The sequence below is a fragment of the Mucilaginibacter sp. genome, assembly GCF_028288225.1.
Taxonomy (GTDB): Bacteria; Bacteroidota; Bacteroidia; order Sphingobacteriales; family Sphingobacteriaceae; genus Mucilaginibacter.
On the sequence record NZ_JAQBOC010000064.1, the window covers coordinates 1 to 14,946 of the forward strand.

Consider the following 14,946-nt stretch of genomic DNA (forward strand, 5'->3'; position numbering starts at 1 on the left):
TATAAACGCAGCTATACTATACCCGGCAGCCTGGTAAAAACCGGCGAAAATACCATAGCCATACGCGTTTTTGATAATGGCGGCCTTGGCGGTATAAATAAGGGCCCATTGCAATTGTCGTTGGCAACGGATACCACCGGTCAAATTGATCTGGCCGGAAATTGGGTTTACCACAAGGCCAATGTGCTTACGCTATTGCCGCAACCGCCTTCACTGTCAAACAGCCCTAACCGGCCAACGCTTATTTATAATGCTATGATAAACCCCATTTTACCCTATACTATAAAAGGGGTAATATGGTACCAGGGCGAAAGTAACGCCGACAGGGCCACGCAATACCGCCAGCTTTTCCCGCTGTTAATTAATGATTGGCGGCAGAAATGGGGCGAAGGCAATTTCCCGTTTTATTTTGTGCAGATAGCCAACTATAACGCCACTGACCAGCCGCCCGCTGCCGACTGGCCAGCCATGCGCGATGCCCAGCTAAGCACGCTTAGCCTGCCTAATACAGGCATGGCGGTAGCCATTGATATTGGCGACGCCAACCGTATACACCCGCAAAACAAGCAGGAAGTTGGCCGCAGGCTGGCATTAATAGCACGCGCAAAAACCTACGGCGAAAATATCTTTTACTCGGGACCAATTTATAAATCGCAGGTGATTAAGGGCAATAGAATTGAACTGGAATTTACCCATGCAGATCATGGCCTGCTTGCCAAGGGCGATACGTTGAAAGGATTTACCATATCGGGTGCTGATAAAAAATTCTATCCCGCCCGGGCTATCATATCCGGTAATAAAGTAGTGGTGACCAGCGGCACTGTTGCCAATCCTATTGCAGTGCGGTACGCCTGGGCAAATAACCCGGTTTGTAATTTATATAACGATGCAAATTTACCGGCCTCACCATTCCGTACAGATGATTGGTATGAGATCAGGTAAATAAACTTACTGGCTCGGTGCATCCGGTAAGAGCAGGATTTGTGGGCGCTGGCCATGACTTTACTGCTAATAGAATATTGCCTGTAAGATGACAAAAGAAGGCCGTATCATAATTCAATGATGCAAACCTCTTTATTGCAGGCAAAGTGTTTGTTTTAATGCTTGATCTCTTTTAACTATAAAAATTATTGTCCGTTGTTTAAAATAATTGGAGTGGAGTTACCTCGCGGAACAACAACGGTTTTAGCATTGGGAGACAAAGAGAGGTTTTGCAATGCTTCAATTTGTCTCAATTGCAGATAGCCTGGTGTTAACCCCGGATTAACAAGTGCCTGTGAGCTTCTTGTAGCATCAGCATCTATTATTTTAATTTGCCGCTCCTTTTGGGCAATAATAATTTTGTAATTATAGGCTATTGACAATTGCTCCTGCCGCAATTTGTATTCAATGGCGTCAACAACTTTTGGCGGCAGCTTAATATTTGATATTACCAGCTCGCCCAGGAAGACATTCCCTTGGTTAAGCCTGCGCCTTGCAATTTCCTGCGCAACCTGCCTGATAGAATCAATGCTTAAAGAATATACCTGTTCTGGCGTAAAATGTGAAATTACCTCGCTTGTACTTGAAACTATCAGGGGATCTATAAATACCTTATCATAATCAAGCCCGTATCGCCTGAAAATAACAGGCAAACTGTCAATTATAGGCCTATACCTGTAATTAACACGCATCGTAACTGTAACTCCGTTTTGAACCATTATGTGCATGGTATCTTCAACCATCTGCTCCCTGGTATTAAAACTGTAAACAGTGTTCCATGGGGCGGTAAAATATATACCCTCGCCATACACCTTGTGCATGTTTACGCCCCCGGAAAATGGCCTGAACACAATTGAAGATGTTGCGGGCCCGTTCACCATTATAAAGCGATCTAAAAAAATCACCAGCAATAGCAGCGAAGCAAGCAGTGTAATTAAAATATTTATTTTTCTCTGACTCACGGCTTTAAATTAATTGTCTTACTTATATTCTTTGAACGTACCATAGTCCATTTTGTAAATCCTATCCGCTTTATTGAAATAATGATCATCGTGGGTTATGGCGATTATTGTTTTACCCAATTTTTTAAAATCGTAAATTAATTCGTTATAAAAATACTTTCTGAACTCAGGGTCCTGATCGGCAGCCCATTCGTCAAAAACAAGAATACTCTTGTTTTCTAAAATTACTGAAATCATAGCCAATCTTTTTCGCTGCCCGGTTGAAAGGTTTGTATTGGTAAAAGCACCATCTTTAAAGCCTGTTTTTTCAGACAGTTGCATTTGCTTCAACAACTTAAGCACTTTTGAGCTTTCAAGGTTTTTTATTCCATACATTTCTGAAAAAAGGAAAAAATCGGAAAAAATAACACCAAACAATTCCCTGTATTCCTGTATATTTTCCGGTATTACATCCACATCATCAACAAGTATTTCGCCCGCATCAGGCCTGTACAAGCCTGTTAACAGTTTAACAAGTGTTGATTTACCGCTACCGTTGCCACCAATAATGAAGATAATTTCACCTCTTTTTACTTCAAAATTGATTGGTCCGATACTAAACTGGTCTTTCCCGCTTTTATCACGATAACTAAAGTACAGGTCGTCAAATTTAAGTTTTTCAAAATTGTTAAATATGCCGCCAAGTTCAGGATCGTCAAGAACGCCGAGGGTATTTTCTTTTAAGCGTTGTTCAAGGTTTGTAAGATTATTCACAGCAACCGTTGCTTTATTAAGCACCTCAAAAGTGCCTACAGCATCGCCAAGGGGCATAATAATAAACAGGATAGTAGCTGTTATTTTTGCAACATCTGTTAATACTGCCTGGTCTAAAACGGGGATAACAAAAACCATAGTACCCAGCAAAATGTAGAAAAACGCTTGTGCAAAAACAAAATAGAACGACATTTTTGAGGAAGTGATAATTTTCTTATCCTTCAGCATCTTCGCTATAACCTGGATCCTGCCTAAAAAAAGATCAAATTTCTTTTGCTGATGGATTTTGATTTCTTTAAAACCACCGGTTACCTCATTTATTTTCTCGAAATAAACAGTTTCCAATGCTACCGCCTCGCCTATTTCGCCTTGTATTTTATTACTGCTAAAAAAATAGTTAGAGATAGCTAAACCCAGCATAACTATAGCAATAACAAATGCGGTAAGGTTTATAAAGCCTAAATAAATAACAGCAAAAAACACCAGTACTGCAGCCTGCACACCATTGGCAATTGAAGTAGCCGAGTTACTTATTTCATTGGTGTCTTTTGTTAGTCGGGTATAAATTTCTGCACGTCCAAGTGCTTCAAATTCGGGGAGTTCAGTATTCATCAAATACTTTACAATACGTTCCCTTACCCTGAATACTATTGTTTCGACAAGAACGGCAGTTAATTTTAATGCCCTGTTTTTTGTTATTACAAAAATTAAAAAGATAAGGATGAAAATTACTATAAATTTATAGTTAAAGTCTCCATGAACGATTTTGGAGGTTGAATAATTTATTACAGCTAACAACAATGCATTTGATAACCCGGATATGAGGGTCATTGCCAGAATGTTTTTATAAGAATTATCCCTTGATTCCTTTTTAATAAAGTCAATTAGAAGATTTACATTCATGTGCTTTTACCAGGTGTAGGATTTTGTGATAAATCAATTTCTATGTTTAGGAAATATGGGATGCAAGATATAAAAACTACATCATAAATCCACTTACTATTTTAACTTTATGGCTATATTTTTTTTGCAGATTTTCTTAAGAATTAAGTAAATTATACTTTTCAAATTTTTACTATCTTATTGAAAATAAGATTATTTTTATAAAAAATTAGCTATGATACTTGAATTTGTAATTCCGTATTTGATACTTGCAGCCATTACCGGGCTTTTTGGTATTCGTACCAGGATAGGTTTCTGGGGTGTTTTTTTTCTCAGTATTATCTTTTCCCCAATAATTACACTCCTCTTTTTGTTCCTGCTTAAGGATAAGCCAAAGAAGAACCCTTTTGAAGCCAAACTCGACTAACTAAACTACTGCATTTCAATATTTTAACCCTAACACCTTTCACAACCTTTTAAACCATACATATTGGTATAATACTATTAATTACATTAGTTTTCCTTTGGTTAAGGTATGCTACAGGTTTATATTTGTTTGAACCAAAAAAACAATCACGAATATGAATTTAACAACCCTTAAAACAGAATTAGAGCATGGCGACAGCCTGCAGCAAATAGCATCAGAAGCAGTAGTAAGAAACTACATGATGTGGACAGGCGCCGCCGGCATTATCCCCTTACCTATTATTGACACCGCCGCTATTACCGCAATTCAACTGGCTATGTTGAATAAGATAGGCGATATCTACAAACAAGAATTTTCAGCAAACTGGGGCAAATCAGTTATCGGCGCCCTTGTTGGAGGCTATGCTTCAACATCTCTTGGGCTTGGCCTTGGAATGAACATTGTTCGTGCTATACCATTTGTTGGCAGTATTGCAAGCCTGATTGTGCTTCCGGGTTTTGCGGCAGCTACTACCTGGGCTTTAGGCCAGGTGTTTATTCTTCACTTTGAATCAGGGGGCACCATTCTTGATTTCGATCCGGTTGCTGTAAAAGATCATTATATAGCACTGGTTAAAAAAGGCCATACTGTAGTATCAGAAGTAGCAAAAAATTCTGACTCTAAAGAAGTTAAAGAGGTTGCCAAAGAAATAAAGGAAGCTAAAGATCTGGGCAGCACAAAATCAAAAGAATAATATACGTTTACTATTGACTGACCAATTATAAATGAATGGTTGCTTTTTTTATTAAGGCAGCCATTTTTTGTTTGGTAAAATAGCAGACAGGAACCGCTTATCACGTAAAGGATTATGCCAGGCGTTCATATATGCCCGAAAATGCTTCTGCGGTTGTATTTGTAAACAGGTCAATAATTAATTCCGAAAATGCTGCTGGGAACTGGCTCATAAAAAAATGATGTCCCTCCATCTGATAAAACTCAATTTGGGCAGTGGTTTCAAACTGCCAGCTATCAATATCCTTTTGCAATATATTATCCTGCATACCATTAATTATAGCTAATGGTATAGTCAATTTTTCAGTGTAATGTGATGTATAGTTTTCATACAAAACCAAGTCATTACGTAAAATAGGTAATATATAATCCATCAATTCGGTATCTGCTATAATCTCTTTCGACAAAGAGCCTATACTTTCAAAATAAGCTGTAAGTTGAGGTGCAGTTAATGATGAGCGAATTTTTTTTATAGTTTGCTGCGGGCCGCCATGTCCGGAAAAGATTGCCACTTCCGGGCTTTGCAAGTCATCTCTTTTATTTATTGCATGAATAAAAGCAAGACCAATTACAGAACCTATACTATGACCATAAACAACTATTTTATTGGGCTTTATTTCATTAACTATAGTTTGATATTGCAACAGTAAGTCCACAATTAAATTATCCATTTGCGTTACTAAAGCATCTGCCGCCTTTTTACCTCTGCCTGGATATTCTAAAGTTTCAAGGTGAATATTACTATTCATTAGCAACTTTTTCAGGAAATTATAGCTGTAGCTATTGCCGCCGGCAAAGGGAAAAGCTATTAGTAAAGTCTTTTTGTTAGTCATTCTTTTGTTTTATAAAACGGCTATTTTTATTCATCGTAAATAATCTCTTCAAATTTAAAGGTCAGTATGAGCCTGATGGAGGCATTTACAAATTCGTCATAGTTTTTAAACAATTGTTTATGTACCTGTATATTTTCGCAATCGTTCAGTTGAAAAGTCAGCTGATTTAATTCCTTGTTTCTAAGCCTTGTCAATATGGTTAAAAAAGAGCCGTCAATAATTCTTGAACTCTCAATTATCTCAAGCTTCACATTAAGTAAATATTTTATAATGATGTCTGTTAACGACACCGACACAAAATTACTGAAGAGGAACTTACTGAGGTCAATACCTGAGTTTTCTTCTTTAACTTGCTGCTCATTATAGATATAAAAACCGCCCGCTTTGTTGCATAACAATGCAATATGATTTTTATTATATAGTATTTCGGCAAGTAACAATACCAGCCTGTTAAGATTGGTATTTGTTAAAAACACGCGTGCTTCTAAACGCTTTATTGCAAATATGCTTTCGTCATCAATATTTTCACTTAAAAAGGCTTTGAGCTTCTGGATCTTTTTTAGCGGAAAGCCAAGCTGCCTTAATTCAAAAACTATATTTAACCAAATAAAATCAACGAATGAAAATTTATGCCAGTCACGGCTGTTTTTTCTTCCTGTAAGCATCAGGCCGTTTGCTTCCCAATTGTTAATTGTGCGGTATGAAATGCAAAGGTCATTAACCGTAAGCGAAGGCTTAAAAATATCGTCGCAAATGCCAAATGCGTTAAATATATTTTCAATATTGTTTTTTAAGAATACTTCTCCAAACATATATCCATATTTAAAATCAAACTAAAACCGGTTTCGTTTTGTAAAGGATCTCTTTTTCCCCGAAAAGCCTTTCTGCCCTTATACCCCTGCTTTTACAGGTATTCAATAATTCATTTGAAGCAATAATGGGATTTGATTCATCGGTATATTCATAAGCCATAATATATTTTAGCCAGGGCTCCATACCCATAGCATAAACATATACTTCATTAAAATTAAACCTGTTCACAATATCAACGCCTCGCTGGTAGTTGGAACCCGCCAAACGCCGCGAGTGGTCTTTATCACGCGGAAGGTCTTCTGAAAGCAGGGGGCCATAAAGCCAGGTCATTGGAGCACCGTCGCACTCCATGCCTAAAAATAGCACGTCAATATCTCCGGTTATTTCATGTATCAGCCTGTACATGTTAGGCTCGATGTTACACGAATCAGCAGCAAAAAGTATTTTTTTATTATTTATTTCAACCAGATGAGCTAGCTTGGTACGCACATCCAGGTCGCAATGCTCGCCAAGGAACGGAATACCGGTAATGTTAAGCCCGTTCATTTTAAGAGTCTGCATTTCTTTTAATTCAATAATGTTTGTAAACCCTATATTTTCCAGGATAAGGCTTAGGTTCGGATCCTGCAATGAACCTCCTCCCCCGCCGGGAATTACAATATGCTTTATCCGGTGCCTAAGTTTTAACAACGATTCGAGCAATACATGGTCCTGGTGGTTATGGGTGATCAGCACATAGTCAATTACATCGGGCAAATCATTATAAGTATACCTGGAAACCTCGGCATCATAGCCATAGCTTACCACCGGGTCGGCAAGGATGGATAAGTCTGCCGTTTCCAGCAACAGGCAGGCATGGCCAAAATATCTTAATCTTGCGCCTTCACCTGTATACTTTTCATAAGGCTCAGGCTCCTGTTCAGTAAAAAACGACCGAAACAGTTCTTGCTGCTCAGGCATGATATCCAACCTGCTGCATATCTGTTCAAAAGACCCGGGCACTCTGTTCATCATAAAAAACTCATCCAACACTTTATCCCTAAAGGGCAAGTTGATGCTTATTTTACCAGCATCGCCAAGCACCGGCGTGCTAAGCACAAACGGGCGATGATCGCTATCAATTAATGACAATGAAACAGATTGAAAAGCTTCGTTGTAGTATTTGCTGCGATAAAGAAGGGGCTCGATAAACCTGAAACCGGGAGCATTTGAAAGATCATAAAAAAGTTCTACATAGCCCCGAAGAACATCCGGAACCTTTTCGTACAATAATTCAATAGAATAGCCTTTTGCTTCCTGTTTCAGCATCCGGGTAAGTTCCTTTATGGCTTTGGAAAGGGTTACCATGTATCCCTGCTCTTCAAGGGTTGATCTGAGCAGTGTTTTTACTTCGTCAAGGCGTTTTCCGCCGTAGTCCATAAACGGGCCGCCTGTCATTTTAGGATCTTTGCATGCGGCTGCGTGGATCATTGGCGCCTGTACGTATGATTGCATTATTTTAACATGCCGTCCTTCAATATTCATTGCAGCAGTAGCCGGGGCAATTAAATACGCCCATGCATACCATCCCTGAAACAAGGGCTGCGCAATCACGTTCGACCGGAGATATAATTCCTGGGATTTCATTTTATATGTTTTTTTAACAGATCAGCAGGAAAAGCTATCCCGTTCTCCTGCTGATGCTGCGTATGAGCATTTTATTAATTTACGCTGTTGTTTATGGAATACCTCCGTAATTTACCGGAACACCAAGCAGGGTGTTCATAATTTGCCAGCACATAAACAGCGGTGCGTCTGAGTTTATATTTGAGGTGATAAAAATTGAAATATCATGTCCTTCAACCATTGCCCCCACCGATGAATAGCCCGGGGTAAGGCCGCCATGCGTATATATTTTCAACGGTTTTGTTGTGCCCGGTAGCGCTGGCCTGTGTACAATTACCATGGCAAAGCCATAACCAGTTGGCGGGCAGCCAGGTTTTGTAGGATAATAGCCTTCAAGAACCCCGTTTTCAGAATAAGAGGTGAACATTTGCTTTTTATATTTTTCAGGAAAAAGCGTGTTATTATTCAGCGCCACGGTCCATTTAATAAAATCAGCTCCCGTCATATAAATAGCGCCTGACGAAAAGGCGATATCGCTCATGTTTGTCCACGAGCCGTGCTGGTAGTGTGAAGCGATCGGGAGCCCGGTAGCAGGGTCATAAGTTTTGGTTATAGGCTGGTAACCCTCATTCAGATTTTTAACGATATCGCCGCCATTGGGATCCCCGCTAAATTTTAAAAATCCGCTGTCGTCCATCTTCAAGGGCTTAAATATTTTGTCATCCAAAAGCTTTGCATAGGTAGATCCGTACAGTTTTTCCAAAACCGCCCCAAGAATATAGTAATTACCATCAGAGTAACTAAAGGCAGTGCCAGGCGTAGTCTGAAGTGGATATCCGCATTGATCCATGATAAACTCCTCATGCGACCTGAAGTTTTTACGGGCCACAGTGGTAATGAAATTTGGGAAATTATCATAGGACGGGATCGCTGACCTCATTGCGAGCAACTGGTGAATAGTTACAGAGCCAAAACCAGAAGATGCTGACTTTGTATAAGGCAGGTATTTATATAAAGGACTATCCAGCGCTATTTTTCCTTCTGATTCGGCAATAAGAACAAGGGCTGCGCAAAACTGCTTGCTCATCGAGCCTATTTCAAACCGGGTGGAGGTGTCATTTTTTACGTTTAACTCCATGTTTGCCAGGCCGTAGGCCTTGTTATAAGTTGTTTTGTTTTTTTCGGCAAGGGTTACTACACCGCTAAAGTTACCTTGTTTAACATAGTGCTCAATTATTGAATCAATTATTTTATAAGTTGTGCGCACAGGTATTTTTGCTTTTTTACGGGTCTGGGCCTGCAAAAATCCCGGCATTAGCATAATACACATTAAGGCTACCAGCAGCAGCCTTTTTGATGGTAATGATTTGTCTGGTTTAATTTTCATGATTTTTTATGGTTTAGGATTAGTTAAAATTTATTTTACTTAAATAATCAAATATGATGTTTAAGCTTACTATGGATAGCCTTTTAGTGGTTTGATGTTCATGATTGTTTTAATTTATGTAAATACTGGTTAGTTGATTGTTTATAATACGTGTAATAATACTGTCTGCCAGGCCTTTTACATCCGGCGATTTTAGCATCGAAAAATGATCACCATCCGTAGTGATAACATGAACCCGGTCTGAAAGCTTTTCCCATCCGCCTGTGTAACAGGCCTCTTGTGCACCTCCTGTGCTGTTTTCAGAAACCGCCGCCCTAAAAAGATGGACTTCGGCCTTAAGCTTTAAATCTTTTGGTTCATATACTGCTCCCAGGGTGGCTTTAAGAGTTTTTACAAGATCCCTGATCCTACCAGGTCTTTTATTTTCTTCAATGATGTTTGCTTTTTCAAGTACCAACTTTAAATGATCCAGTCTTTCATCTTCCGAAAGCCGTTCAAAAATATCCTTGCTTTTTGCTGGTGGGATTCCGTTCAAACCAGCAAATTCTAACAGCCAGCGGCTATCAGCCCAGTCTTTTCCGGCAACATGATTGTCAGGTGAAGGCGCCATACAATCCAGGATTCCCAGGAACGCTACTTCTTCCCCTGCTGATTCAAGCTGGTGAGCCATTTCATAGGCCACTAATCCGCCAAAGGAATGCCCGCCTATAAAATAAGGCCCTGCCTTTTGAATCTTTTTAATTTCCCTGATATTCAGTTGGGCTATTGCTTCTATAATGTCCGATCCTTTGTTTTCCGGCAGTTCATCTACCTGTAGTGCATAAAAAGATAGTTTGTTCCTGAAACATCTGCCCAACTCGCTTAGCTGAAGCGCACTCCCACCCGCACCCGGCACAAAAAATAAGGATTGCTTTGTATTGCCTTCACTAAATTTAACCAGTACTTTACCATTGTCATTATTTGCCTTTCCGTTTAAAAAAACAGCCTGGGATGATATGTCAGGATTACCAAACAGATCAACCAGCGTCATTTCACAATTGTAAGCTGTATTAATACGATTTATCAATTGAACGGCTAACAAGGAATGTCCTCCTATATCGAAAAAGTTGTCGTAAATGCCCACCGGACTAACATTTAGTAGTGATTGCCAGATCAGCATTAGCTCCTGTTCATCCTTATTACCCGGGGCAACATAATTTGAAGCGCCCCTCACCATTATATTGGCAGCATTTTTTGTAAGGATAGCCCTGTCTGTCTTCCCGTTTGGCGTAAGCGGTAATGATTCCTTTAATTCGAAAAATGAAGGCACCATGTATTCGGGTAGGCTCCTCGTCAAAAAACTCTTAAGAACCGGAACAATTTTTTGCAGGAACTTCCCTTTCAACGGATAATTAGTATAAGCGCTTAATGGCTTAATGTTTTTATTGTTTTGACCCGGAGAATAAAAAGGAGGTATGCTATCATTACCGGGAATAAAATAAACATCAAAGGTTTCTTTATTTGAGGTGGAACAGCAAACTTCAATTTTGTATGGAATATCGGGCTGCAATTCATAAAAATCTTCCGGATACAAACTGTAAGTTTCTGCAGTATCCAACAGGTCAAAAAACGACATTCCGGGTTTGTTCTTTCCTGGCGAATGTAAAATATCCAGCGCTTTTAACTCTCTCTGAACACGGCTATTTTTAACGCCTTCAAGTATTAAGGGGATTCCCGTAAGCATGTGTAATAGTTGATAAGGGGCAGGCTTCTCAATATTCCAGTCAATTTTTTCTGTAATTATTACTTTAGCCTTTCCCTCTTTTTCAAGGATCACATCATACCTGAACTTATTAAGCTCATTGTTGTAACGCCCCTTTTTCCACAAAGCTTTCACACCGCTTATACCCGGAACACAGGCAGGCAATGCGTTAAAAAACTGCGGGTTTACCAACAATTCTTCCTCCTGCTGTACGTTCACGATAATCCTTTGCAGCAATTTCGCAGGGTCAGTATCCTTATTACTTTTAAATAATTCTACAGATGTGCGGAATACTTCAATAAGCTGTTCGTTCCGCACATCGCCTATAAAGAAATGACCACCAGGCTTTAACAAATCCACCCCGTTTTTTAACACCTGTAATAAGTACTCCTGATCCGGAAAATACTGAACAACTGAATTCAGGATTATCATGTCAAACCTTCGTTCAGTAACGGATGTTATTTCTATCGCATCACATTGCTGTAATTCAACGTTATTAAAATCTTTTTGCCTTAATACGGGCTTAAGCAGCTCGATTGCATTGGCGGAAAAGTCGGTACCGAGATAATATTCACAATCGGGAGCTATCCGAAATAACAGCAGACCAGAGCCACAACCAATTTCGAGCACATTTTGGGGTTTGTAACCTTTAATGCATTCAACCGTATCATCTACCCATTGCCGCATTTCATCTTCTGGAATAGGCAAGCCTGTATAACTGCTGTTCCACCCTGAAATATTAAATGTAGCGTCAGCAGGTTTTGGTACATTCCCGCTATAAGAATCGTCGAAGATCTCGCGCCAATGGTTTACCTGCTCTTCCAAGATACCGCTCCCGCCGTTTGTGTTTATTTCACTTTCCCAACTATCTTCAGGACATACATAGGTAAAAAGTCTTTTTTCTCCATTGCTGTCTTCATTTATTACCACAGCTGCGTCTTTTACCAAGGGGTGTGAGCGGAGCACTGATTCTATTTCACCAGGTTCTATACGGAAGCCCCTTATTTTTACCTGCTCATCTATCCTGCCTAAAAATTCAATCTCTCCATTTGGGAGAAACCTCGCCCTGTCGCCCGAACGATATAACCGCACAAGCGATCTCTTATCAATGTTAAGCAGCTTGAATTTCTCTTTATTTAGTTCAGGCCTGTTATGATAACCAATTGCTAATCCCCGTCCACCTATATATAGTTCCCCGGGGATCCCAACAGGACTAATATTGCCATTGTCATCAAGAATGTAAACTAAAATATTACCAATTGGCCGCCCTATGGTAATCTGTTCATTATTCGGATTGCAAATTGCGATGGAAGTACAAACAGTAGACTCAGTTGGGCCATAAGCATTGAAGAAATCCCTTCCAACTGCCCATTTTCTCATCAGGTCGATGCTGCATGCCTCGCCAGCCACTATTAAGCCGGTTAATTGTGGAAGTGGTTCATAAGGCAGCATAGCCAAAAAACCGGGGATAAGGGTAACGTGTGTAATACCTTCATCTGCCAGCAGCCTGTTAAACTGCGGCATGGGCACTAGGGTGTCTTTACTAGTCATTACCAGGCATCCGCCACATGCCAGCGCCATAAAATATTCACTGATAGAAGCATCGAAACCAGGCGAGGCAAATTGTAAAACCCTGCTCCGGGCCGTTACCTTGAAAATACTGATCTGCTGCTGCACCATATTCAACAAACCGCTATGGGACAGGACTACCCCTTTAGGCAAACCGGTTGATCCTGATGTATAGATCATATAAGCAGCGGCATCCGGGCTGATCTTAATGTCCGGTTTTGCAAAACTGCAATTGTCAATATCTGCAGCTTCTGCATCTGCGGTAATAATTTCGAGTTCCTTACCTAAACTGATCCCTGCGAACCTGGAATGTGTGATGACCATAGTGATCCCCGAATCTTCAATAATAAAGTTCAGTCGTTCCTGCGGATAGTCGGGATCAAGCGGCACATAGCATCCGCCAACTTTAAGAACAGCCAATAGCCCGGTGATCTGAACTGCAGACCTACCAGCCATTACCCCCACTTTTTCGTTTACTTTCAGTCCTTTTCCTGTTAAATAACTGGCAAGTTTATTAGCCCTGGTAAAAAGCTCATAGTAACTTATATCTTCCCCCTCACAGCGTAAGGCTGTTGCATTGGGGGTTTGCTTTACCTGCCCGTCAAAAGCATCCAGAATTGTTTGGCTTGTAACATCATCAGTAATAACCCCGCTGAATGTTTCAAGGATCAGTTGCTTTTCGTCCGCGTCTAAAATACTGATATCTGCTAGCCTGCTTAGCGGAGATTGTAAAACCCCGGTTAATAAGCAGCGATAATGATTGATAAAACGAAGAATAGTATCCCTGTCAAAAATATCAGAATTATATTCTATGGCCCCCGCAATCCCGTTAGCCGATTCTCCGGCAAAAAAAGTAATATCATACTTTGATGTACCGCTATGTGTGTTCAGGTCGCTTATTTTAAGTCCTGGCAAATCAAGGCTATCATTTCCGGTATTTTGCAATGCAAAAGCCACCTGGAATAAAGGACTATGACTTAGCGCTCTTTCCGGCTTTATTTCTTCTACCAGTTTTTCAAAAGGAAGATCCTGGTGATCAAATGCATCAAGGGAAAGCTGTCGTACCTCATTTAATAATTCGGCAAACGTAAGCCCGGGGGTTACCTTTATCCTGAACACGAGTGAGTTTACAAAAAAGCCAATGAGGTTTTCAATTTCCTTACGGTTCCTGTTGGCTATAACACTGCCAATAACAATATCATCCTGACCTGACCAGCGGGATAATAAAACAGCATAAACACTAATGAGCACCATAAAAGGTGTTACACTATATTGCCTGCACAAGTCCTTTACGCCATTTGCTGCTTCAGCCCCGAAGGAATATTTTTCCAAAGCTCCATTAAAAGATTGTACAGCAGGACGCGGCCTGTCGGTTTGTAATGAAATTAGTGTGGGAATACCATCCAGCTGTTTTTTCCAAAAAGTCAGCAGCCTATTGAGTGTTGCCCCAGAGAGCCATTTTTTTTGCCATAAGGCAAAATCAGCAAACTGAATTGGGAGCGCAGGCATTTCCGGCCTACTATTATTAACATAGGCCGAATAGATAGCCGCCAGCTCTTTGATAAAAACATCAATTGACCAACCATCGGATATAATATGATGAAGCGTAAGCAGAAAGGCACGTTTTTCTTTGCTAAGCCTAATCAATTTGTAGCGGATCAGCGGATCGGATGAAATATCAAATGGCTTACGAGCCTCATCATTCATTATTTTGTTCAACGCAGCTTCCTGCGAATCGTTTTCAAGATATTGAATGTCTGTAAGTTCTTCCTCAAGGATGAGCTGAGGCTGGACGTGCTGAAAAACGTCGTCCCCTACCTTGATGAACGATGTGCGGAGCACTTCGTGCCGTTTTATAATGAGGTTAAGACTTTCAACAAATAACTTTTCGTTCAACTTGCCTTTAAGCAGCAATGCAGCAGGCATATTATAAGTAATGCCATCTTTACCCTCCAGTTGATTAAGGTACCACAAACGGCGTTGTGAAAATGAAAGCGGAAGATTGGTATTTGACCGTTGGCCAGCCAACAAAACATGCACAGGCTTATTGGAAGCTGCCTTGATGATTTCAAGGATCTGGTCTTTGGCTTTGCTTATTTCCGTGCGAATTTCAACAGGTAACGTTCCCTTAGGGGCCGAGAGTTTTAACAAACCTTCTTCCTCCCAAAGCTTTACGCCCCGTTTTTCTAAATCAATAATTAAATCTGCTGCCTTATTCATTA

10 protein-coding genes are annotated in these 14,946 nt (G+C 40.2%); 3 read left to right on the forward strand and 7 right to left on the reverse strand.

What is annotated here, in order from left to right; genetic code table 11:
• Positions 1-942: sialate O-acetylesterase (locus JWQ54_RS19760; protein WP_299588384.1), on the forward strand; the 942-nt coding region annotated here is incomplete at its 5' end.
• Positions 943-1,127: 185 nt separating this feature from the next.
• On the opposite strand, the gene JWQ54_RS19765 is transcribed toward JWQ54_RS19760, so the two are convergent.
• Positions 1,128-1,943: a prohibitin family protein gene (locus JWQ54_RS19765; RefSeq protein WP_299588385.1), complete on the reverse strand. Its 816-nt coding sequence runs from the start codon at positions 1,941-1,943 to the stop codon at positions 1,128-1,130.
• An 18-nt stretch (positions 1,944-1,961) separates the two neighbouring features.
• Complete coding sequence (locus tag JWQ54_RS19770) at positions 1,962-3,599, reverse strand: cyclic peptide export ABC transporter (RefSeq protein WP_299588387.1); 1,638 nt, start codon at positions 3,597-3,599, stop codon at positions 1,962-1,964.
• A 214-nt stretch (positions 3,600-3,813) separates the two neighbouring features.
• Between JWQ54_RS19770 and JWQ54_RS19775 the strand changes: the two genes are divergently transcribed.
• Positions 3,814-4,005, forward strand: coding sequence for a hypothetical protein (locus tag JWQ54_RS19775; protein WP_299588389.1), 192 nt, complete (start codon positions 3,814-3,816; stop codon positions 4,003-4,005).
• A gap of 154 nt (positions 4,006-4,159) precedes the next feature.
• A complete protein-coding gene (locus JWQ54_RS19780) occupies positions 4,160-4,738 on the forward strand; it encodes a YcjF family protein (RefSeq protein WP_299588391.1) in 579 nt (192 codons plus the stop codon).
• Positions 4,739-4,850: 112 nt separating this feature from the next.
• On the opposite strand, the gene JWQ54_RS19785 is transcribed toward JWQ54_RS19780, so the two are convergent.
• The 5 genes from JWQ54_RS19785 to JWQ54_RS19805 form a co-directional block, all read right to left on the reverse strand.
• The gene (locus JWQ54_RS19785; RefSeq protein ID WP_299588394.1) at positions 4,851-5,609 is read right to left on the reverse strand and encodes a thioesterase II family protein; all 759 of its coding nucleotides are present in this window, start codon (positions 5,607-5,609) and stop codon (positions 4,851-4,853) included.
• 26 nt (positions 5,610-5,635) lie between these two features.
• Positions 5,636-6,421, reverse strand: a complete 786-nt coding sequence (locus JWQ54_RS19790) for a MerR family transcriptional regulator (RefSeq protein ID WP_299588396.1) — start codon at positions 6,419-6,421, stop codon at positions 5,636-5,638.
• A 16-nt stretch (positions 6,422-6,437) separates the two neighbouring features.
• Entirely contained in the window at positions 6,438-8,048 is a 1,611-nt protein-coding gene (locus JWQ54_RS19795; protein WP_299588399.1) for an MBL fold metallo-hydrolase, read from the reverse strand.
• Between the two features lie 91 nt (positions 8,049-8,139).
• Complete coding sequence (locus tag JWQ54_RS19800; RefSeq protein WP_299588402.1) at positions 8,140-9,414, reverse strand: serine hydrolase; 1,275 nt, start codon at positions 9,412-9,414, stop codon at positions 8,140-8,142.
• A 109-nt stretch (positions 9,415-9,523) separates the two neighbouring features.
• Positions 9,524-14,944: a non-ribosomal peptide synthetase gene (locus tag JWQ54_RS19805; RefSeq protein ID WP_299588404.1), complete on the reverse strand. Its 5,421-nt coding sequence runs from the start codon at positions 14,942-14,944 to the stop codon at positions 9,524-9,526.
• Between the last annotated feature and the right edge of the window lie 2 nt (positions 14,945-14,946).

Coding starts and splice junctions, on each gene's coding strand:
- JWQ54_RS19800 (WP_299588402.1), bottom strand. CDS start 9,414: ATGAAAATTAAACCAGACAAATCATTACCATCAAAAAGGCTGCTGCTG.
- JWQ54_RS19775 (WP_299588389.1), top strand. CDS start 3,814: ATGATACTTGAATTTGTAATTCCGTATTTGATACTTGCAGCCATTACC.
- JWQ54_RS19785 (WP_299588394.1), bottom strand. CDS start 5,609: ATGACTAACAAAAAGACTTTACTAATAGCTTTTCCCTTTGCCGGCGGC.
- JWQ54_RS19805 (WP_299588404.1), bottom strand. CDS start 14,944: ATGAATAAGGCAGCAGATTTAATTATTGATTTAGAAAAACGGGGCGTA.
- JWQ54_RS19795 (WP_299588399.1), bottom strand. CDS start 8,048: ATGAAATCCCAGGAATTATATCTCCGGTCGAACGTGATTGCGCAGCCC.
- JWQ54_RS19790 (WP_299588396.1), bottom strand. CDS start 6,421: ATGTTTGGAGAAGTATTCTTAAAAAACAATATTGAAAATATATTTAAC.
- JWQ54_RS19770 (WP_299588387.1), bottom strand. CDS start 3,599: ATGAATGTAAATCTTCTAATTGACTTTATTAAAAAGGAATCAAGGGAT.
- JWQ54_RS19780 (WP_299588391.1), top strand. CDS start 4,160: ATGAATTTAACAACCCTTAAAACAGAATTAGAGCATGGCGACAGCCTG.